Origin of the sequence: Acaryochloris sp. IP29b_bin.137 (assembly GCF_028285745.1) — a bacterium.
Lineage (GTDB): Bacteria > Cyanobacteriota > Cyanobacteriia > Thermosynechococcales > Thermosynechococcaceae > Acaryochloris.
Map to the genome: position 1 here is coordinate 1 of NZ_JANQOP010000285.1, position 20089 is coordinate 20089.

Annotated in this window: 21 protein-coding genes; 15 read left to right on the forward strand and 6 right to left on the reverse strand. The window is 48.6% G+C overall.

The window, feature by feature from the left end; genetic code table 11:
* Nucleotides 1-536 precede the first annotated feature (536 nt).
* The 4 genes from Q0991_RS19855 to Q0991_RS19870 all read left to right on the forward strand — a co-directional run bounded on the left by Q0991_RS19855 (nt 537) and on the right by Q0991_RS19870 (nt 5843).
* On the forward strand, nt 537-1172 hold the full coding sequence (locus Q0991_RS19855) for a hypothetical protein (RefSeq protein ID WP_299491793.1): 636 nt from the start codon (nt 537-539) through the stop codon (nt 1170-1172).
* Between the two features lie 71 nt (nt 1173-1243).
* Nucleotides 1244-3472 (forward strand): DUF3488 and DUF4129 domain-containing transglutaminase family protein, encoded by a 2229-nt coding sequence (locus Q0991_RS19860; RefSeq protein WP_299491795.1) that lies wholly within the window; start codon nt 1244-1246, stop codon nt 3470-3472.
* 335 nt (nt 3473-3807) lie between these two features.
* Nucleotides 3808-4953, forward strand: a complete 1146-nt coding sequence (locus Q0991_RS19865) for a response regulator (protein WP_299491797.1) — start codon at nt 3808-3810, stop codon at nt 4951-4953.
* Between the two features lie 218 nt (nt 4954-5171).
* Complete coding sequence (locus Q0991_RS19870) at nt 5172-5843, forward strand: hypothetical protein (protein ID WP_299491799.1); 672 nt, start codon at nt 5172-5174, stop codon at nt 5841-5843.
* A 19-nt stretch (nt 5844-5862) separates the two neighbouring features.
* Here the strand turns inward: Q0991_RS19870 and Q0991_RS19875 are convergent, their stop codons facing one another.
* Complete coding sequence (locus Q0991_RS19875; protein ID WP_299491801.1) at nt 5863-6417, reverse strand: universal stress protein; 555 nt, start codon at nt 6415-6417, stop codon at nt 5863-5865.
* Nucleotides 6418-6438: 21 nt separating this feature from the next.
* Nucleotides 6439-6813 (reverse strand): hypothetical protein, encoded by a 375-nt coding sequence (locus tag Q0991_RS19880; RefSeq protein ID WP_299491803.1) that lies wholly within the window; start codon nt 6811-6813, stop codon nt 6439-6441.
* Nucleotides 6814-7059: 246 nt separating this feature from the next.
* On the opposite strand from Q0991_RS19880, the gene Q0991_RS19885 reads away from it, so the two are divergent.
* From Q0991_RS19885 to Q0991_RS19905, 5 genes are all read left to right on the forward strand, one after another.
* Nucleotides 7060-7992 carry an RnfABCDGE type electron transport complex subunit D gene (locus tag Q0991_RS19885; RefSeq protein WP_299491805.1) on the forward strand — a complete coding sequence of 311 codons (933 nt, stop codon included), beginning with the start codon at nt 7060-7062 and terminating at the stop codon, nt 7990-7992.
* Between the two features lie 171 nt (nt 7993-8163).
* Complete coding sequence (gpmI, locus tag Q0991_RS19890) at nt 8164-9768, forward strand: 2,3-bisphosphoglycerate-independent phosphoglycerate mutase (RefSeq protein WP_299491807.1); 1605 nt, start codon at nt 8164-8166, stop codon at nt 9766-9768.
* Nucleotides 9769-9871: 103 nt separating this feature from the next.
* The gene (secG, locus tag Q0991_RS19895) at nt 9872-10099 is read left to right on the forward strand and encodes a preprotein translocase subunit SecG (protein WP_299491809.1); all 228 of its coding nucleotides are present in this window, start codon (nt 9872-9874) and stop codon (nt 10097-10099) included.
* Nucleotides 10100-10114: 15 nt separating this feature from the next.
* Complete coding sequence (locus Q0991_RS19900) at nt 10115-10849, forward strand: peptidase (protein ID WP_299491811.1); 735 nt, start codon at nt 10115-10117, stop codon at nt 10847-10849.
* 39 nt (nt 10850-10888) lie between these two features.
* Nucleotides 10889-12013 carry a quinone-dependent dihydroorotate dehydrogenase gene (locus tag Q0991_RS19905; protein ID WP_299491813.1) on the forward strand — a complete coding sequence of 375 codons (1125 nt, stop codon included), beginning with the start codon at nt 10889-10891 and terminating at the stop codon, nt 12011-12013.
* A gap of 39 nt (nt 12014-12052) precedes the next feature.
* On the opposite strand, the gene Q0991_RS19910 is transcribed toward Q0991_RS19905, so the two are convergent.
* Nucleotides 12053-12706: a phosphoribosylanthranilate isomerase gene (locus Q0991_RS19910; RefSeq protein WP_299491815.1), complete on the reverse strand. Its 654-nt coding sequence runs from the start codon at nt 12704-12706 to the stop codon at nt 12053-12055.
* 177 nt (nt 12707-12883) lie between these two features.
* On the opposite strand from Q0991_RS19910, the gene psaK reads away from it, so the two are divergent.
* Both psaK and Q0991_RS19920 read left to right on the forward strand, forming a co-directional pair.
* Nucleotides 12884-13144, forward strand: a complete 261-nt coding sequence (gene psaK / locus Q0991_RS19915) for a photosystem I reaction center subunit PsaK (RefSeq protein ID WP_299491817.1) — start codon at nt 12884-12886, stop codon at nt 13142-13144.
* Between the two features lie 138 nt (nt 13145-13282).
* The gene (locus Q0991_RS19920; protein ID WP_299491819.1) at nt 13283-14263 is read left to right on the forward strand and encodes a D-cysteine desulfhydrase family protein; all 981 of its coding nucleotides are present in this window, start codon (nt 13283-13285) and stop codon (nt 14261-14263) included.
* An 83-nt stretch (nt 14264-14346) separates the two neighbouring features.
* On the opposite strand, the gene Q0991_RS19925 is transcribed toward Q0991_RS19920, so the two are convergent.
* Nucleotides 14347-15159 (reverse strand): hypothetical protein, encoded by an 813-nt coding sequence (locus Q0991_RS19925; protein ID WP_299491821.1) that lies wholly within the window; start codon nt 15157-15159, stop codon nt 14347-14349.
* Nucleotides 15160-15503: 344 nt separating this feature from the next.
* On the opposite strand from Q0991_RS19925, the gene psaM reads away from it, so the two are divergent.
* The 3 genes from psaM (at nt 15504) to Q0991_RS19940 (ending at nt 17571) form a co-directional block, all read left to right on the forward strand.
* Complete coding sequence (gene psaM / locus Q0991_RS19930) at nt 15504-15599, forward strand: photosystem I reaction center subunit XII (RefSeq protein ID WP_212664281.1); 96 nt, start codon at nt 15504-15506, stop codon at nt 15597-15599.
* Nucleotides 15600-16226: 627 nt separating this feature from the next.
* Nucleotides 16227-16619, forward strand: coding sequence for a hypothetical protein (locus Q0991_RS19935; RefSeq protein WP_299491823.1), 393 nt, complete (start codon nt 16227-16229; stop codon nt 16617-16619).
* Nucleotides 16620-16794: 175 nt separating this feature from the next.
* Nucleotides 16795-17571 (forward strand): response regulator transcription factor, encoded by a 777-nt coding sequence (locus tag Q0991_RS19940; RefSeq protein WP_299491825.1) that lies wholly within the window; start codon nt 16795-16797, stop codon nt 17569-17571.
* A 9-nt stretch (nt 17572-17580) separates the two neighbouring features.
* On the opposite strand, the gene Q0991_RS19945 is transcribed toward Q0991_RS19940, so the two are convergent.
* Nucleotides 17581-18348 carry an ATP-binding cassette domain-containing protein gene (locus tag Q0991_RS19945; protein ID WP_299491827.1) on the reverse strand — a complete coding sequence of 256 codons (768 nt, stop codon included), beginning with the start codon at nt 18346-18348 and terminating at the stop codon, nt 17581-17583.
* A gap of 184 nt (nt 18349-18532) precedes the next feature.
* Between Q0991_RS19945 and Q0991_RS19950 the strand changes: the two genes are divergently transcribed.
* Nucleotides 18533-19507 carry a metallophosphoesterase gene (locus Q0991_RS19950; protein ID WP_299491829.1) on the forward strand — a complete coding sequence of 325 codons (975 nt, stop codon included), beginning with the start codon at nt 18533-18535 and terminating at the stop codon, nt 19505-19507.
* Nucleotides 19508-19509: 2 nt separating this feature from the next.
* Here Q0991_RS19950 and Q0991_RS19955 read toward each other — a convergent pair whose 3' ends face one another.
* Nucleotides 19510-20088 (reverse strand): hypothetical protein, encoded by a 579-nt coding sequence (locus tag Q0991_RS19955; RefSeq protein WP_299491831.1) that lies wholly within the window; start codon nt 20086-20088, stop codon nt 19510-19512.
* Between the last annotated feature and the right edge of the window lies 1 nt (nt 20089).

Sequence of the window (20089 nt, forward strand, 5' to 3'; positions counted from 1 at the left end):
GATTGCCTTTATTCGTGCTATTCATCTTCTGGATGAGTTTCTGGTTAGAGGTGGAGCGCAGCCGTAAAGATTTGCTGAACATCATCGGTGGACAAGTGACACGCCATTAAACAACGCTGATGCGTTTACATTATCCGTGCAATCTTGACCTGCTCAGCCGTGTCTCTAAACCGTCTCCAGTAAGAGGAGTGTCTAACTCATTCTGGTCTCAGTAATGAAGATTGGTGGGTGCCGCCAGCGATCGGTATGCCTGAGTGCTCAAGCAATGGCATCAGTCATAACCGCCAATATCTTCGCAATTTGAATTGAAAAGAAGCTGCACGTAAGCCAGCCTCAAATCTTTGAAAAGTTATCTCTGCTGGGGATCGAGACAGATGACACCTGTTGAAAACGTTATGTACAGATAGCCCGTCTCTTAGGGTGCTCCTCGTTTTGGTAGACCTATTTCTGGAAAATCACACCATCTGAAATTGCATCTGCTCAGTATCTCTGGCATTCATTTGTCGTTTCAAAATCTTTAAAGTAAGTGATCAACTATGGTTCACCTTTTACCGCGCGATCGCTTTGTGATTCAAACTTCTGACCCGTTGCAAACAGTCATGGAGAGATTGGAAGCCCAAATAGAGCCTCCCAAAACATTTCGATCAACCTATGACCTTAACCATGCCCCCTATCAAGGATCAGTGACACAGACTGGTTTTAAGATGAGCCGCATTCCCATCGGTCGTCCAAATGCCAGCGAACCTTATATCAAGGGACGGTTTGAATCCTTTGCAGGGGGGACCGTTATTCATCTCACTCTCACCCCACATCCTTCAGCTCTGATCTTTTTTGTGTGTTGGTCCGTGTTTTGGTATGGCCTCCACCTGTTGATTTTGTCTTCGGGGGGTATGGATTATCGTTCGGCTCAAGATCCATTAGTGTTACCGCTCATCATCCTCGTAAATTTCTGGATCTCCTTTTGGGTAGAAGTAGAGCATACCCGGAATGATCTGTTCCGGATCATTTTGAGACAGCGACTTACGCCACAACAGACGCGTGCTTTGATGCTTAACATCCTACGAGGAATTATCGTCATCTTGGTTGTTGCATTTTCTTCCTCGTTTATTGCTGACCATTTCTCCCAATCCCCTCCAGTGCACCAGGTACCAGAATCAATTCTGTCTCGTTGATGGGGGCTGTTACGGATAGATGGGTAAACTAAGGCTGACCTTTGGGGCTAAGCCATTATCTTCAATCCTTGATGCAACGTTCTTTATCTCAAGCTTGGCGGCAACGGGTATCTCAGCGATTAAACCCTCGACCTCACCCTCCTGAAGACTCCATAGCGCTGCGCATGGGGGTGCAAATGCTGGTCTGTGTAGGAATTCTGGCTACAGATTCAGCCGTCGGGAGTTGGCACAGTTTATGGGCCATTCCGTTAAGTTTAATTGGGGCAACGTGGAGTTGGCGACAACGACATCGCCGTAATATTGTCGCCAAAATTGGAATTGCAGTTGGCATGCTCCTAGTATTGGCAGTATTTTTAAGCCGATTAGTCGGCCAAGCGGGCGACTCCCGCATCCTTTTGACAGAACTGCTGATTCAGGTTCAAATCTTGCACGCTTTTGATCTCCCTCGCCGCAAGGATTTGGGCTATTCAGCCGTTATTGGGGTCATCTTGGTGGGGGTGGCTGCTACGGTCAGTGAAACGATGGTATTTGGCGGTTGGCTTTTGCTATTTATTGCCTGTGCTTTGCCTGTTCTGATCCTGGATTACCGTTCACGCCTGGGATTGAAGATCCTTAAACGCCGATCAATTAGCATCCCGTCTGCCCAACTGGGCAAAATGTTGTTGGCGGTGGTTACCTTAGGACTGATTATTTTTGCCTTACTACCGCGATTACCGGGATACCAACTCAGAACTTTACCGGTCAGTTCAGCCATTGATTTTCAAGGCAAATTTGATGCTCAACAAATCGTCAACCCTGGCTACGGTCAGGGAGATAGCGCGACTTGGAGTGGAACGGGACAAGGCGGTGAAGACCTCCCAGGAGAGATTGTCTTTGACGATCAGTTTTATTACGGTTTTAGCCAAAGCATCAATCAAAATTTAAGGGGTGTCCTTAAACCTGAAATTGTGATGCGGGTGCGATCTCAAGCCCCTGGCTTTTGGCGGGTCATCGCCTTTGATGAATACACCGGCCAAGGCTGGCAAATGTCCCGCAATGACCAAGCGGAAACCCTGAGCCGGCCTACCTGGTCCTATAAATTTTTGATTCCCCAATTGGCCCCCCGCAGCCGCACCAAAGAAGTGATTCAAACCTATTCCATCGTTGCCCCCTTCCCCAACTTGATTCCAGCTTTGAGTCAAGCCCGGGAAGTCTATTTCCCGACCCGCGAAATTGCTAGAGATCCTGATGGAGGCTTAAGATCGCCCGTCCAGCTCCAAGACGGTCTGACCTATTCCGTGATTTCAGATGTGCCGTACCGCGATCGCACCCAGCTCCGGCGAGCCCCCCGCCAGTATTCAAAGCGTATTCGCCAGCATTATCTGCAAATCCCAGATGACATTGCCCCTCAAATCAAAGCTCAAACTGAACAACTGTTAGCCAAGGCCAATCGTTCTCCTATTTCTACCTATGAGAAAGCCTTATTCCTAGCACAGTCGTTGAAACAACACTATTCATTGCAGCCTGATTTGCCTACTCTGAGTCCAGAAGAAGACCTGGTGAGTGCCTTTCTCTTCAAATTTGAAGGGGGGTATCCTGATCATTTTTCAACCACCCTAACCTTGATGTTGCGCTCTATCGGTATTCCAGCCCGGTTGGTAACCGGCTTTGGACCGGGAAAGTTCAATGCCTTTACGGGACTGTATGAGGTGCAAAATATTGATGCCTATGCCCTTACCGAAGTCTATATTCCGCAGCATGGCTGGTTCACCTTTGATCCCATTCCAGGCCACGATTTGGTTCCCCCTTCAGTCGATGATGACTACACCTTTTCGGTCTTAAAGGCATTTTGGAATTGGGTGGCAGGGTGGTTACCGTCCCCGATGGTGAATGGCCTATCTGCCATCATTGCCGCCATTGGCTCAGGAATCGCCCAGGCCCTCGCTTTCTTGACCCGCAGTTGGCACGGTTGGGTGGCTGGGCTGCTTATCCTCGGTGGGGGGGCGGTGCTGATCTGGCTAACGCCTCAAGGATGGCGATGGTGGAGATACCAACGACAGCTAGCGCTGCTCTCCCCCATTGAACAGCTTTACCAAAAAATGCTGAATTTGTTGGCCGAACGGGGGACGCCTAAACATATCCATGAAACCCCCTTCGAGTATGTGGAACGGTTACACCAAACGGCTCCTCCCTCCGTTGCCAGCTTAGTATCTGAAATTTCTCAAGCTTATGTAGACTGGCGTTATGGCCAGAAAAATTTAAATTTTCAAAACCTACAGGCCCAGTTTCAGACCTTAAAGAAACAGATGCGATCGCAGTAATTCTTTACATTCAAACCAGGCTTAAGATCGCAGAGATAAAGAAAATTTTTTTTATTAAGCGTTGAAATCAACTTTGGAAGTAAATTCCATTGGCGCAATCGTCCATAATAAGGTTATCAACTCACCCCAAACTAACCGTCTCTGCTGTCAAACTTAAGTAGAACAGAGACAAAAATAGGTGAATTTACGCATATAGTCTGAATAAAGAACGGTCCATCCTAAGAATGAAGGTATGTACCTAAATAAAGTCGTTCTAGATCAATTCTGCCACTTGCCACCTTGCTGAGCTGGTAATGGCCAACGCTCTGATTTTCTACTACTCAATCAGTTCATCTATGACCTACACTTCCAGTCTTCCAACGACCCCCCAACAGGATAAACCCCAGGTCGCACCTGCAAAGGTATTGCAGAAAGTTATTTCTGAGCAACGATCTGGCCGCATCACCATTACGGATTCTCGCGATCCATCCATCAGCTGGCGGGTGTATCTAGGGGGTGGGCAGATGCATTTTGCCGAAAGCACCATGGGCCATATCGAACGCCTTCCCTATGTTCTCAAACAACAGCTCCCCGAATTTAGGTTGGCAGAACCACTGCCTGCGAACACATCCGAATATTCTCATCTATGTAAGTACTGGCAGGCCAATAATCTCCCCCTCAATTTTTTCCGAAAACTTCTGGCCATCCTCACCCAAGAGGCTCTGATGCAGTTCTTGGCGATTCCCCAAGGCTACCTAGAGTTTGAACCCAACGTTGGCTTAGATCCTCTCCTTTTGTCTGCTCCCTTTCGGCAACTTGTGTTACCCGTTAGAGACCAAATTAATCAGTGGGCACAGCTACAAGCTGTGATTAGTTCTCCGTTCCAAAGACCCCGATTAGAAGATCCCGATCAATTTCTCAAACTAGCTTGGCAGGAAAATGGGCATGGTCGAGAACTTCAAAGCATTTCTAACTTACTAGAGCAAAACCTCTGTTTCTACGAATTGGCCACCCATGGGGATATGAATGTATTGACACTGGTAAGCGAGTTAGCCCCTATGGTCCAATCTGGTGCCATTAGTTTGCACCCCTACCAAGTGATTGAAGAAACGGTGCGTCCCGTTGTTGCCTGTGTCGATGACAGCCAAACCATCCAGCAATTTGTAAAGCTGTCTTTGGAAGCTGAAGGGTTTGAAGTTCTACAACTGATGGATCCAAAGCAAGCGCTAACCGTCTTGATCGAGCAACAACCCAATCTTATTTTGATGGACATCGAAATGCCAAAGATGGATGGCTACGAGCTATGTCGTATGGTTCGTCAAGTCGATATGCTTAAGGAGATTCCTGTGGTAATGCTAACGGGACGGGAAGGCATTATTGATCGGATGCGCGCCAGAATGTCAGGGTGTACCGCTTACTTGACAAAGCCCTTCAATCCTCAAGAACTATTGGCTTTAGTGCAAAAACTAACCAAAGAGGGAGCTGCAGTTTCTCAGGTTTAAGGTTAATCCTTGACTGGGGCGACCACCTTCTGTTGCAATCACACTATCAACCGCAAACTCAAATCAGTTTTTATACCCCATGGCCTGAAGCCGCTAACGTCTTAACTTATGCCTGTGTAGCCACTCTGCCTAGCCACTACCATAGGGAGTGAGTCGGACTTATATCCACTGTTGCTGGCAAAGATATGATAAGACCCTTACTGCTCAAATCCATTTTCATGAGTCTATGTTTGGCGTCCTGCCAGCTTCAGGCTCAGCCAATCTCTACCCATCTATCTCCTGCCGATCAGCGCAAACTTACGGCTTTACAGACCCAGTTTGAACAAGAGATGAAGAAACAGCTCGCTCAAAAAGAGATTGATGACTATAGCTTTGATGAGATTTCAGATATTGCCTTAAACGCCTCCAAGAATGTGTATGGGGCTCACCCCAAGCTGATGAAGCAGAAAGTTTTATTTGAGCTGCAACAACTTCCCCTGTTAGAAGAAAAGACGCTATCGAATTACCAAGTCAAAGAATCCCTCAATCTGATTCAGCTCCAAACAGAGCTATCTCCCTGGTTGAAGCCAGAAGGGCAAGGTGGCGAACGGTATGAGGATTGGCTTCCCCTTTTCTATAGCAAGACGCCAGAGCAAATTGCTTTGATGATGAAGCATATGCTCTATGCCCGTAATATTAGCCCTAAGCAGCTAGGCCAGCGGGCCATCATTACCCAATTTATGCCGGATCAGACCTTCCAAATCAAAGCGAGTACCCCCCCTCAAATTGCCTTAAAGACCTTTGATGACAACCTATTTTTGGTTCAGGTTCAGATCACTGAATCTGGAATTTTGAAGCCTCAAAAAGTGGAATGGCTCCAGAGCAAAGCGATAAACTCAAAATCCTTGTAGAGTTTTCTCTTGAGGGTCCCTACTGCCATCCCGCTAGATTAGAGATAAGTTGCCGATTAAGGTGGTCAGGGACTGTAGGCGTTGGGGCTGTCTCCGTTTCTCGGCATACCAGCACGGAACAAGGCGCATGGTGCATCACGTAATTACTGACACTGCCTAATAACCATTCGCTAAGACCTGCCCGTCCTCGACTTCCCAACAAAATTAAATCTGCCTGCCACTCTTCAGCCACATCACAGATGGTTTCGCCTGGAGAGCCGCTTTTTTGAGTGGTTTCAACAGTGATCCCTGCAAGCTCTGCCTCTTCTGCTTGAGCTTGCAAAATACTCCCTGCCGTCAGCGTGTATTGCTCCCACTGTTGCTGATAAACCTTGATGGAGGTTGTCGATAATCCTGGATAGTAATACATACTAGGGAATGGAACTGGGGCATCTGGAGCATCTTGGTCATTCGTAGATAGCACATGTAACAGCATTAGCTCGGCTTCGACTGTTACCGCCAGATCAAGGGCCTGATCAAATACAGCAATTGCGGATTCGGAATGGTCGAGGGCAACTAAAATTCTGTGAAACATAATCTATACCTCCAGGGGGTATTAGTGGTCGCATCTAGTAGCAGGTGAGTCGTTGTGTTCACTTCGGCTTGGGCAATACCTAAACCATGTCTTGAGGACTGAATTGGAATTGAGGCTGATGGCGCCAATCCTTTGTTCAACCCCAAAATGGGCAAACTCTGAATCATCACTGGGGGATTGAACCCACATCTTTCTAGTGCAGTGATGCTGTTGGGTCCGTTTGCTGACCTGATTGATTGAAGTTTGCGCACCTGCATGACGTTCATTCAACAGGTGGGTCCCGATGGAAGAGTCCCGCACAATACCAAGGGCTAAAATTTCTGCCTGAACAAACCACAAGACTGGGGGCTGAAGCTGGGTCGTGGCCTGTGGGTGGGTGATGGGAGGAGAACGCATTGTTGTTTCCCATCATTTAGGGGGATGGGATCAGCGGAAGTCATGCTTCTCTTATAGCTAGATAATTTGAGAAACTTGTGAGGATCATCAGAGAGAGTGGGCCTTGATCCCCTTTAAAAACTTAATTTTTCTGGACCATCATTCTGAACCAGAATATTGCCCCCCTCGGTAACAATTCTGGTAACAGCCAGCAGGTATCCGATGGGCTTGAGATAAATTGGGACAAATTGAACAGGCTGCAGACACATGCGCTTTCGAGATGCCAGAGATTATCAAATTGCGTTTTTGAGTTTGTTTTTGGTTCTAGGGATTGGGACCAAAGACTGGACCTTAAGGCCAGAGATGATTGCAGTTGCGATCGCAACTGCAATATTAGTTCAAATCCTTGCCACCACCCTTGTGCAGACCGTTCAAAATAAGCTCCAAAAATCAGACAAGGCCTTGACGATCTCCTGGCGCAGTGCATTAATTACGGGCTTAGGGCTGAGTCTACTGCTGCGGACTGATCACTGGATAACCATGGCGCTAGCCGCAACCCTAGCCATCCTGAGTAAGTTTATTTGTAAGTGGCACGGTAAACATTTTTTCAATCCTGCCAACTTTGGGATTATTGCGGTCTTAGTATTGACCCCAGATGCTTGGGTCTCTCCGGGGCAATGGGGGGAGGCGGGCTGGTATGGCCTCTTATTTGCAAGCGCAGGAGGATTAGTGCTGCATCGGGTGGGTCGGTGGGACACCTCAGTCATGTTCTTAGGAACCTATGCCCTTTGTCTCTCCCTACGAGATCTCTGGCTGGGATGGACCTGGGATGTCTGGTATCACAGTCTATCGAGCGGTTCTATGCTGTTGTTTGCTCTGTTTATGCTGACGGATCCCCGCTCTATTCCCGATGCACGAACTGCCCGTTTACTTTGGTCCGGCAGTATTGCCCTGGTTACCTTTATCTTGCAAACCCAATTTTTTCTGTCATCGGCCATTTTTTGGGCTCTGTTTGGTTTAGCTCCCTTAACCCCCCTATTCGATCAATGTTGGAAAGCCCCTCGATTCACCTGGGAATGCTCAGGAGAGCTGACTGATCCCATGCCAGGCCCAGCTTCAATCTCAGGACAAGACACCGACTCAGGACAAGACACCGACTCAGGACAAGACACCGATGAACAGAGCCTCAAACCAGCCTAGTTCTGGTTGGCCTTACCCCAATAGCAACCTGGCCTTAACCTGAGAATGTTAGAGAATAAGAAGTCAGAATAATATGGCTTTTTCGCCCATTCCTTGTCTGGGTTTGTCCCAAGCGGAATTCTGAGTGTTATGATTGCATCACAAATAAATCCTTGAGGAAAACGACCCTGTATGACGTCGACACCTGTTTCCCCGGTGGTGCTAGTCATATTAGATGGTTGGGGTTACCAAGAAAATTCCGATGGCAATGCCATCGCGGCAGCCAATACCCCAATTATTGACAGCCTCTGGACAGCTTATCCTAGTACTTTTATTCAAACCTCTGGTAAAGCCGTGGGCTTACCGGCAGGTCAGATGGGTAATTCTGAGGTAGGTCACCTCAATATAGGCGCTGGCCGCACCGTCCCCCAAGAATTGGTTCGCATCGCAGATGCCATCGAAGATGGTAGCTTAGCGACCAATCCCGCTTTGGATAACGTTTGCAAGCAAGTTTCCCAGGCAAACAGCAAGCTACATTTGATTGGATTATGCTCCAAAGGGGGTGTTCACGCCCATTCCGACCACCTTTTGGCGCTACTCAAGCTGGCAAAAGAGAATAATATTGACCAGGTGTGTATCCATGCCATTTTGGATGGGCGCGATACGCCCCCCAAAAGTGCTAGAGACGAGATTCAGGGGTTACAGCAACAGATCGCCCATATTGGCGTGGGCCAGATTGTGACCATCAGCGGTCGGTATTTTGCGATGGATCGCGATCGCAGATGGGATCGGATTCAGCAGGCCTACGAGGTGATGGTGAACGATCAAGTGGCCGTCCCTCGGGACTGGTCTCCCTTAGATGCGATCACGGATGCCTACGATCACAAAACCACTGATGAGTTTCTTCCTCCCACTCGCCTTGCCCCCGGGGCAATCGAGGCAGGAGATGGGGTTATTTTCTTTAATTTTCGCCCTGATCGAGCGCGACAACTGACTCAAGCCTTAGTCGATCCTAATTTTGATGGATTTGAGCGGGAGCAGGTGGAATCCCTTCATTTTGTTACCTTTACACAATACGATCCCGACTTGCCCACGGATGTGGCCTTTAAGCCCCAAAACCTAGACAATATTTTGGGGGAGATTGTCTCTAATCACGGCCTCAAGCAGCTGCGGTTAGCCGAGACTGAAAAATATGCCCATGTTACCTATTTCTTTAATGGTGGCATTGAAGATCCCTTGCCAGGAGAAGATCGGGTTTTGGTCCCCAGCCCCATGGTGTCCACCTATGACCAGGATCCACCGATGTCGGCAAGTAAGGTAACCGAAGAAGCGATCGCAGCCCTAGAGAAGCGCACCTATTCTCTAATGGTGATCAACTATGCCAATACCGATATGGTGGGGCATACCGGCGTTATAGAGGCCACGATCCAGGCGGTTGAAACCGTGGATAAATGCATTGGCAAACTGCTAAACCAGGTCATTAATGTGGGCGGCACGCTGCTTATTACGGCTGACCATGGCAATGCTGAACGGATGCGGGATGCAGATGGCAATCCCTGGACGGCCCATACGACCAACCCTGTTCCTTTAATTTTGGTGGAGGGAGAAGGGCGTAAAATTCCCGGTCATGGCACGGATGTGCAGTTGCGAGCAGATGGTCGCTTGGCTGATATTGCCCCCACCATCTTGGATATTTTGCAACTTCCCAAACCGGAAGAAATGACGGGATCAACCTTAATTCAGACCGCAGATTTTGAAGTTCGAAAGAACAAGAGTCCTGTCCGGATTCATCGCTAAAGGTTATACTTTGTGAGTGCGTCTTGCCCATTTGTTGGGCAGGCAATTGTGCGGCTATGATTTGCCGTCAGTGTTTTTTATCGTTTACTAGGGTTTCAGTTGGATGCTGACTAATGTGATTCAAGGCGTATGGTTCTTCTCTGCCGTTGCACTGATTGCCTTGGTACTGTTGCATAGTCCCAAAGGGGATGGTTTGGGCGGTATTGGTGGTCAAGCCCAGCTGTTTACGAGCGCTAAGAGTGCTGAAAAGACCCTCAATCGAATCACTTGGACCCTTACCCTGATATTTATGGGATTGACGGTGGTGCTCAGCGCGGGTTGGCTGGGTTAAGCCCTTGGGTGACGTATGATGCAGTGGCCTAATCTGAGGCATTGGCCTGTGGTGGTTAGCTTTGGTCTCATGGGCCTGGTTGCTGCTATTTTTCCCCATCTCATACTCGTTCATCCCAGTCACGCATCTCTGCAAGCGCCTCCTGCTCAGGTACATCCTCTGCCAACAGCTTTAGAGCAGTGGCAAGATCCCCAGGAGCAAGGGGATTATTTTGATCAAGTCAAAGTGACTCGGGTGGGATATTTGGTCTGGAGCCAATTCCCCGTCAAAGTGTATGCTCAGCCTGCCCCAGAGTCTTTGCCTTTAATCCAAGAAAAATGGCCTCAGGCGGTTGACCAATCCATTCAAGCTTGGCAAGCTTATTTTCCCCTGGAAGTGACACCTGATCCTGAGCAGGCTGATATCCTCATCTCGGCGGTTGATCCCACCCAACGAAGCCAGGGTCGTATTCGCTCGGCAGAAACTAGCTTTAAGCTTTATGTGGATGACCAACAGCGGTTGGCCCATCGCTGCACGATTCAAGTGCGGGCAAACCAAACCCAGACCTATATTGCAGCAGCAGTTCGCCATGAGCTAGGCCATGCTTTGGGGATTTGGGGCCACAGCCAGTTGAAAACGGATGCTCTCTATTTTTCCCAAGTGCGGACACCGGCTCCTATCTCTGCAAGGGATATGAATACCCTGAAGCGGGTCTATCAGCAGCCCACTCGGCTGGGCTGGCCGGTGCAATCATCAGGGGCTGAACTTTAGCAGGCTATACTCTCAGTGCGATGCTGGTCTGAGAAAACTGTGGATTTATATCAACAAGGGTTACGTCCTCTTTTATTTGCGGCTTTGAAGGCTGATCCAGAAACAATCCATCGTCAATTGATGCGAACGTGTGCCTGGCTGGATCAGAACGTGGATCAAGGGTTGACTCAAGGCCTGCAACGGCGGTTGGCCTCCTCTCTACAGGTGGAAGACCCTCGGCTCTCGCAATCCTTATGGGGGCTCTCCTTTGTAAACCCCATTGGCCTAGCTGCGGGGTTTGATAAAGATGGCGTGGCGACCAATATTTGGCCCCGTTTTGGCTTTGGATTTGCGGAAGTGGGAACCGTGACCTTCCATGCCCAGCCGGGAAATCCTCAACCCCGCTTATTTCGATTACCTGAAGATCAGGCAGCGCTGAATCGAATGGGATTCAATAATCAAGGGGCTGCTGCGATGGCAAAGGTGATTGCTGCTTCACAGAATCGCCAAGCTCGTTCCTATCCCCTGGGCATTAATTTGGGTAAGTCAAAGGTAACGCCCCTAGAACAAGCAGTAGAAGATTATGTGGGGAGCTTTCGGCTACTGAAAACCTATGGGGACTATTTTGTGGTGAATGTGAGTTCACCCAATACGCCAGGGTTGCGATCACTCCAAGCCGTCGAACAATTGGCCCCAATTTTAGCGGGTCTGCAAGCTGAGAATACGGAAGGTAAACCCCTGTTGGTAAAAATTGCCCCAGACCTAGAATGGGAAGATATTGCTGCGATTGTGGAGTTGGCTCAAGCTCATCAGCTCGCAGGTATTATTGCTACAAACACAACGATACGGCGGGATCTAAAAACAGAGCGGATTGCCGCTACGGGGAATGCACCGAGTGATGAAGCCGGGGGGATAAGTGGTGCCCCGGTGCGATCGCGCTCCACAGACGTGATTCGATTTATTCACCGACAGACCCAAGGCGAACTGCCAATTATCGGGGTGGGTGGCATCTTTACGGCTAAGGATGCTTGGGAAAAGCTCTGTGCAGGGGCCAGCTTATTACAGGTCTACACAGGTTGGGTTTATGAAGGACCGTGGATGGTGCGCCGAATTTTGGAAGGCTTGCTGACTAAAATGCAGGAGGCAGGTATTCAACAACTCTCTGAGATTGTGGGCCAAAAATAGGTGCATTCTCAGTAATTTTAGGTGCATAAACATACGGAATTAGGTTTGCAGCGTCATCAGCTGTTGAAAGAGCTGTTCTACTTTTTGCAGATCTTTGTTTCCTGGAGCCTGCTCCACCCCACTTGAGAGATCAATCCCTGGCGGCGTTAAAGTCATTACCGCTTGATTCACATTATCTGGCGTCAGCCCCCCGGCAAGGAACCAAGGAAGTTGGGGTGAAAAGGTCTTGAGTAGTGTCCAATCCCAAGTATGTCCCGTCCCACCTAAGGCTTGGGGGGTATAGGCATCGAGAAGTAGGGCATCCGCAATCGATTCATAGGGAATGATCTGAGCAAGGGTTTCAGCGCTACGAACCCGAAACGCTTTGATCAATTCAATCTCGGGTAGGTTGGTTTTGACCTGCTGACAGAACTCTGGCGATTCATCTCCGTGGAGCTGGATTCCGGTTAACTGGCCGATTTCTACGGTTTGTTGAATCAGGTCTAGATCCGCATTGGCAAAAACACCGATCCGGCTCAGGGGCTTTCCCCTTAGGGTTTGCGTGGGTAATGCTTGGGTAGTCGCCTGAATTTGCTGGGAAGTGACGTAGCGGGGAGACTGGGAGACACAGATAAACCCGAGGGCATCGGCACCTAGGGTTGCGATCGCAACGCCTTGTTCTGGTTGAGTAATCCCACAAATTTTGACTCGCATCAGACCCCATTCATTCCGTGTATTTCTTTCAGCATAAGGTGGGATCAGTTTTATGGCGAAATGTTAACTCTTAAAACAAAACAAAATTTAGCGTCAGTTCAATTTTTATAATTTTGTCAGCGACGTTACAGATTTTTAGATTTAGTCCGTTTCGCTGTTTTTAGGAGAACCATTTTGATGCATCCCATACTTTTGACGACCTTCGAAAGTCATCCCTGGACCATTAACACAGGGATACTGATGCTGTTTATTAACTTGCTCATGGTGTTCTTAGGGCGTTATGCCATTAAATATCCAGGCCAAGGACCCGCTTTACCCATTGGTGTACCAGATTTTATGAAAGACTTTGGTGTACCTGAAATGTTGGCGACCGGTGTATTTGCCCATTGGATTGGTGCGGGTATGATTTTAGGCTTACGGTCTGCCGGAGCCCTCTAACCTTTCGTTGGTATTTTCTGCATTTGTAATAGTCACTTTCCCTGTTGTTTACCCTAGCAAAGGTTAGATTGCGGGGATTTTTGGTGGTACGCTTTAGTCTTTTAGTTTTTAGAATGCGGGTCTGCTCAACTCACTAAAATGTTGTTTCGACATTTACCCCGTCAAACATTAGGATTCTTCCCTACCCCAATTGTTGAGTTACCTCGGTTGTCTGAATCTCTGGGGGGTCCCAGAATTCTGATGAAGCGAGACGATCAAACGGGTTTAGCCTTGGGGGGAAATAAAACCCGTAAGCTAGAATTTCTCATCGCAGATGCGCTCCATCAAAACTGCGATTGCGTGATTACGGCAGGGGCAGCTCAATCCAATCATTGTCGACAAACAGCGGCAGCAGCGGCTATGGTTGGACTGGACTGCCATCTAGTTTTAGGAGGGACGCCACCGGAGCAGGCGAATGGAAACCTGTTGTTGGATGAGCTTTTGGGTGCTCAAATTCATTGGACAGGAGCAGATCGTAAAGGGGAACAGATCGGTGCGATTGCCGCTCAACTCCGAGCCCAAGGGAAATATCCCTACGTGATTCCCTACGGTGGTTCAAATGCTCTAGGAGCGATTGGTTTTGTGGCAGCCATGGTTGAGCTGCAACAACAACTCCGAGAGATGGACCAATCACTGGATGTCATTGTTTTTGCGTCCAGTTCGGGGGGGACGCAGGCTGGACTGACTGTGGGTAAAGCGCTTATGGAAATGGCTGTAGAGTTAATCGGGATTCAGATAGATAAAACTGAAGATCGTCAATCAAGCTACCCAGAGCAACTGGCTGAATTAGCATCTTCGACCCTACAGACTCTTGAAGAATCAGAGTGCCAATTTCAACCAGCAGACTTTCAAGTAGAAACAGCCTATCTGGGGGCAGGATATAGCATTGTCGGTGAATTAGAGCTATCTGCCGTTACTTTAGTTGCTCAAACAGAAGGCATTCTTTTGGATCCAGTCTATACAGGACGGGCAATGGGAGGTTTATTAGACTTGATTCGACAAGGCCGGTTCCAACCTCAACAAACGATCCTGTTTTGGCATACCGGAGGACAGCCTGCTCTATTTAAGTTTGTTCTTTAAGGCAAGACAGTCTCTGGAAAGGCTGTTCCCAAGTTACTTCTCTTCTCAGAATGAGTTGCCTGGGGTGTTGAGTTAATCCTTGATCATATTTGCTCATTTGCAGCTTGAGGCTTGTGATCCGGTTGGGAGAACTCTCGCACTTCCTGAATAAAATCGCTGACCTCATGAGCGAGTTCAGGGCGTTCAGGATCAGAGTCCACTGGGCTTTGTATTTCTGGCTCATCTGGGTTGCTTTTTTTGGAAAATCCCCAAACAAAGATTAAACCAATTGCCAAGATCATCAATCCTTGAGGCGGAACAAAATCGTCATTGATGACCTTAAGCAGCAGCCGGAATCCCACCAAAACGACGGTTAAGTACCCCGCATCTTGCAGATGAACATACTCTTCCAACCATTTGATAAAGAGTCCGGCCATAAAGCGAAGGGTAATGATACCAAAAATGCCGCCTGTAATCACTAACCATCGCTCATCCGAGAGGGCAATTGCGGTCGTTACACTATCTAGGGAAAAAGCAAGATCAGTGACTGCGATGACCGGGATGGCCTGCCACAGGGTCTTAAATCGGGGGCCATGGTGATGGTGATCCGCATCTTCCCTGAAGAAGTATTGAAAGGCAAGCCATAGCAAATAGCAAGCCCCTAAAAGCTCAAACTGCCAAAAGCGAATAACCCATGTCGCGGTGAAAATCAGTAGCATCCGCATGGCAAACGCTGCAAGCAAGCCAATATTTAAAGCTCGACCTTGCAGTTCTTCTTGTTCCAGACCTTTGACCAATGCAGCTAATGCGATCGCATTGTCAGCAGATAGCACCGCTTCTAAAGCAATCAAAATCAAAATAATGAGAGCCGTGTCAATCCCCATCTGGGGAGTGAGTTCAAACAGAGGGTCAAGCATCTGGCAACCAATGAGGAAACGGGTTTAGGGAGCAGGATTTGGTAGCAAATCGCACAATCTTCATCTTATTCAACGTAACGCCAAAGGGTACTTTTCTGCACACTATATTAATTATTCTCAGACTCCCGAGTCTTGACTAAAACCCACTTAAACCCGACTTTCTGTGCATTTGATATATCTCAATTTCGAATCAAGTTTGGGAAAATGACCTGACTGGTGATAGGTGGCCTCACCCCTGGGAAAAGCCCCAACAATATGTAGTGATGTAACAATCCGTTTCCCTCGGTCGCAATATCACCGACATTGTAAACTGATAAGAATGGGATTAATGGAGCTTGATATTCATGGAATTATCAGATCTGCAAATTGTGATTGCCCTTGTTGTGGCATTGCTGCCTGCTTTGCTGGCTTTAAACCTGGGCACGGCCTTATCCAAGTAATCGTTTAAGCGAAGTTTCTGATGCGCTTCTGTGGCTGATGTCACGCAACTCAGAGGCAGCCAGAAACCCATCACGAATGAAAAGAGTGTCTTGCTCCCAGCAAGGCACTCTTTTTTGGGGAGTGCTTCTTTTGGGGAGTGCTTCTGAAGCAAGGTAGCAAAAACGACTGGATTGCGCTTTCAGCAGCAAATACATTAACTTATCGAAGACCGCGATTTTACGGACTTGTTCTGGCCGTAGCGTCAAGTTGAAGCGGCTAATTGATTAAGACGGCGGAACAAAGCTAATTATCGATGGTAGAAAATCATGTTTCAAGGATGATTTTCTTTATATTCCCAAAAAACTAAAGATTTCTATCCTATTTATTTACATTTTTTCGCTGTTTTCGCTACACTATCCTCACACTGAGCCAATTTTACGTGAAACACGTTATGTTGGAGCCGGCAAAATCACCTCATCCCTTCGATGGGATAGGTTTGGCTGTTGATTGTGGTGTTCCTCTGCAAAGCCAAGTATAACGGTCTTTCCAAAGACTAAGTGCCTTCCCTTGCATGGTGAACGCTAACTGATTGGCATTGGTGTCGACCCATTCGTCTTGACTATTTGCCAAAGAAAGGCCCACTAATTATGAATGCTCTGACCCAACCCAAATCTGCCCCCCGCCCCCTACGAACCTCTCATCGGAGAAAGGCGAGAACACGCCGTTCCCGCAATAAGCCTATGTTTATGGCGAGGGCTACTGAAGCAGCCACAGTATTGGGGGTTAATCTAGTGCTTATTGGAGCTTGTCTCTCCACCTTAGGGAACATGCTGCCTCACCAACTAACCCAAGAGGCAAAGTTACAGGAAATCAAGGGAGAAGTAAGTCGGACTTCAAACCATATTGAGCAGCTCAAGCAAGCTCATCAGCGAAGCCTAATTCCTGAGGTTTCCCGACGGATATCAGAGGACCAGGGTCACTTAATTCGGACGAATAAACGGAATCTAGTATGGCTTAGGCCGCAAAAGACCGAGCAATGAGATGGTCAACCTCTCAACTCCCTCTTCTGGGATAGATGGGATAGACACGTCATTGGTTTATTTCATATAGATTTTTATATAAACCTTTGTTCGTAACTAGGTTTACCAAATCCTTAAAGTTTTTCTGCTAACGTTGTGGGTAGCAGGTTAGCCTTTATGCAGGACTCTTGTTTTCGTGGAAGCACTCCACATTCTAATCGTTGAGGCTAACCCTCATTTGAGATCCCTCTTGGGTTGGCATCTCCAGCAAGCAAGCTACTACGTTCATCTCAGCGCAAGTATTAAGCAGGCTAAAGCGGCCTATCAGCAACATCAGCCAGATTTGGTTATTGTGGATTCAGAACTGCCAGATGGCTCTGGACACGAGTTATGTCGATGGTTACAGCGTCAGAGACATCCACTCATATTAATCTTGTCAGCACAAACCACTGAAGCTGATGTTGTTTCAGGCTTGAAAGCTGGGGCAGATGATTATCTAGGCAAACCGTTTGGAATGCAGGAGTTTCTAGCCAGGATTTCTGCGTTAGGGCGTCGCAACCGTCTGAGCCTTCCCACTCAAGTCTCTTTTGGAGCGCTTAGAATTGATCTAATTCAACGCCGTGTTCATTATCACAATGAGCTGGTCGATTTAACACCCCAAGAATTTAGTCTCTTATACGTTTTGGTCCAAGCAGAGGGTGTCGCGTTGAGTCGGATGGAGCTGTTGCAGCGAGCATGGCCCGAGAGTATAGACAATCCCCGCACGGTCGATACCCATGTGCTGTCATTACGCAAAAAAATTGAACAAGATCCCCAACAACCCCAGCTCATTCAAACGGTGCGTAATGTGGGCTACCGTCTGAATTTAGTTTATTTGATGGAAGCTTCTACAGGCGCCTCAGGGACGACTAGGGGTGTAGCGACGGGTGGGCCTACCTCCAAGATGATGATGCCCCGAGCGCAATCTATTTAAGGGACCAGCCTACTCCCAATCGGCTTGTTCCGCTTGGGCTTGAGCAGTCAATTGGGCTTTGACTTCAGACCAATTGATCTCACTAATCGGGGTATCTAGAATAAGTTGGCCCTGGTTGAGCCAGAGGATGCGATCGCAGATCTGATTCAAAAACTCAAATTGATGACTGGCAATCACTAAGGTCATCCCACTAGCCTTTAAAGCTTTAATGACGCGATCGATAGTGCCTGGATCAAGCGCTGATGTGGGTTCATCCAAGAGGCACAGTTTTGGTTCTGTGCCACAGGCACGCGCTAGGCTGACCAGCTGGCGCTGTCCCACCGAGAGTTGCAATTCAGTAGAGTTTAGCCAGTCATCGGGGATACCGAGGCGTTGCCGCCAGGTTTGCACGCGACTTGCGATTTCTGATTCTGGCAGGTTTTGCAAACGCAAGGGATAGGTGAGGGCATCTTGGACCGTCATGCCCAGCAGTTTAGGCTCTTGAGGAACCAGCATCAGTTGCTGTCGCAAAGACAAGACCGGCCAATCGGGTAAAGACTGTTGTTCAAACCGGATCTCCCCCGACGTTGGGCTGCTCAAGCGATTCAGCAGACGCAACAAGGTCGTTTTACCTGAGCCAGATGCGCCAATGATGCCAATGCGTTCACTAGTAAAAACGTCTAACGAAACATTCTGGAGTAGGTATTGATTACCTAACTCCGTCACAACATCCACTTGCTGCAGCTGGAGTTGAGGCCGTCCAGGCTTAGATGGAGCTTCACACGTCGACTCAAGCATGCCTGTCTCGCAAATCTAGTCTCTCCATTTTGATGGGCAATGCTCCCCAAGACATGACGCCCACGTATTTTAATCCAGGCTCAGTATCTTGAACCACATTGATAATGCCCCAGGTTTAGTTACTATTCTTAATGGTGGTTGTTACCCCTCTATACGAATTACAGCATTTGCATAGCCAGCCGAAATGCCCTTAAACCGTCGAAAATTCCTCACATTAGCCAGTTTGTCTACGGTCGGTGTGGGCTTAAACCACCACCGAATACTGGCCCAATCTTTACAGGCTCAGCCACCCATTGCTTCACTGACCCCAACGCCTCAGTGGCAATTTATCGCCGTGGGGGATGTCGGGACCGGGGACCAAGCTCAGTATGATGTCGCCCAAGCGATGGCCCAATTCCATCAGCAAAACCCGTGCTCGTTAGCGCTCCTAGCTGGAGACAACGTTTACGACGGGGGAGAAATGGAGCGTATTGGCGAGGTTTTCGAGCAACCCTATGGGCCTTTGCTGCAACAAGGCATTAAGTTTTATGCCGTCTTGGGAAATCACGATGTCATGCCTCAACGAGGCGAGGGACAGATTCGCTACCCCGGTTTTAATATGGCGGGTCGCTACTATAGCTTTACCCGAGACTCGGTTCAGTTTTTTGCCCTAGATACGAATCCAGGAGGGCACTGGCCCGCCCAATTACGATGGCTGGAAGCTGAGCTAGCCCGATCTCAGGCGAACTGGAAGATTGTTCTGGGACATCATCCGATTTATGCGTCGGGCTTACACAGTATTAAATGGGAGCTAGCCTCGCGCTTAGGGCCATTGCTGGGGACCCCCAAACTGTATCCCGGCCTAGGAGAGCAATTAACACCCCTGTTTGCGAAATACCAGGTGCAGCTCTATATCAATGGCCACGAACACCATTATGAGCGCACCCAGCCCATTGCTGGCACCACCTATTTGACCTGCGGGGTAGGTGCCCGACTGCGACCCACAGGCTCGTCAGATTGGACTGCGTTTGCCAGTTCACAGCTCGGGTTTGCAGCGATTGCGGTCTATGACCATCAGCTTGTGATTAATGGAATTGGAGTCAACGGTCAGTCTTTTGACCGGGGAGTGATTACGCCGACCTTTATTGCCCAGCCATCATCGTCAAAACGTGGGGTATGAGTCTATCCCCCTAAATGACTGATGCCGTTCCACAAGATCCAGACATCGGTCAGGGCTAACAGTAAACTAAAGCCCAGCAAAATACCGTACATCCAGACTTGAGCCAGGGGCTTGACGGTTGCCATCTTTAAGCTGGTTTGTTCCTCAATGGTGCGGGTCATTTGGCTAAAGCCAGCTACCCGCATGGGCAACAGTTGAGCTGAACCCTCGGCAGTCACTAAGTAATAGACCAGACCGCCTTGGCCCGTTCGTCGAGGCTTAATCGCCGTGATCTCAGTCCAAGTCAGACTCCAACCTTGCCGAAACCAGGCGGGCACCCATTGGGGATAGCGAATCTCCATGCCTGTGGCTGAAAGATGGACTTGCTCACTTAACGCTGCAGCTAGGGCCACCACCCCCAGCCCTAAACCCACGTAGAGACTGCCCTGAGTCATAGCCCCCACATGATTGACGTTTGCCAAAATCGGCAAAGGAATAACGAGGGCAAAGTAGAACAGCCACAGACTATAGCGAATCAGCGGCGAAATCCGGTAAACGGATTCTGTCACAGATGGAGCAGCGGGAGAGGAAAGGGATGACATG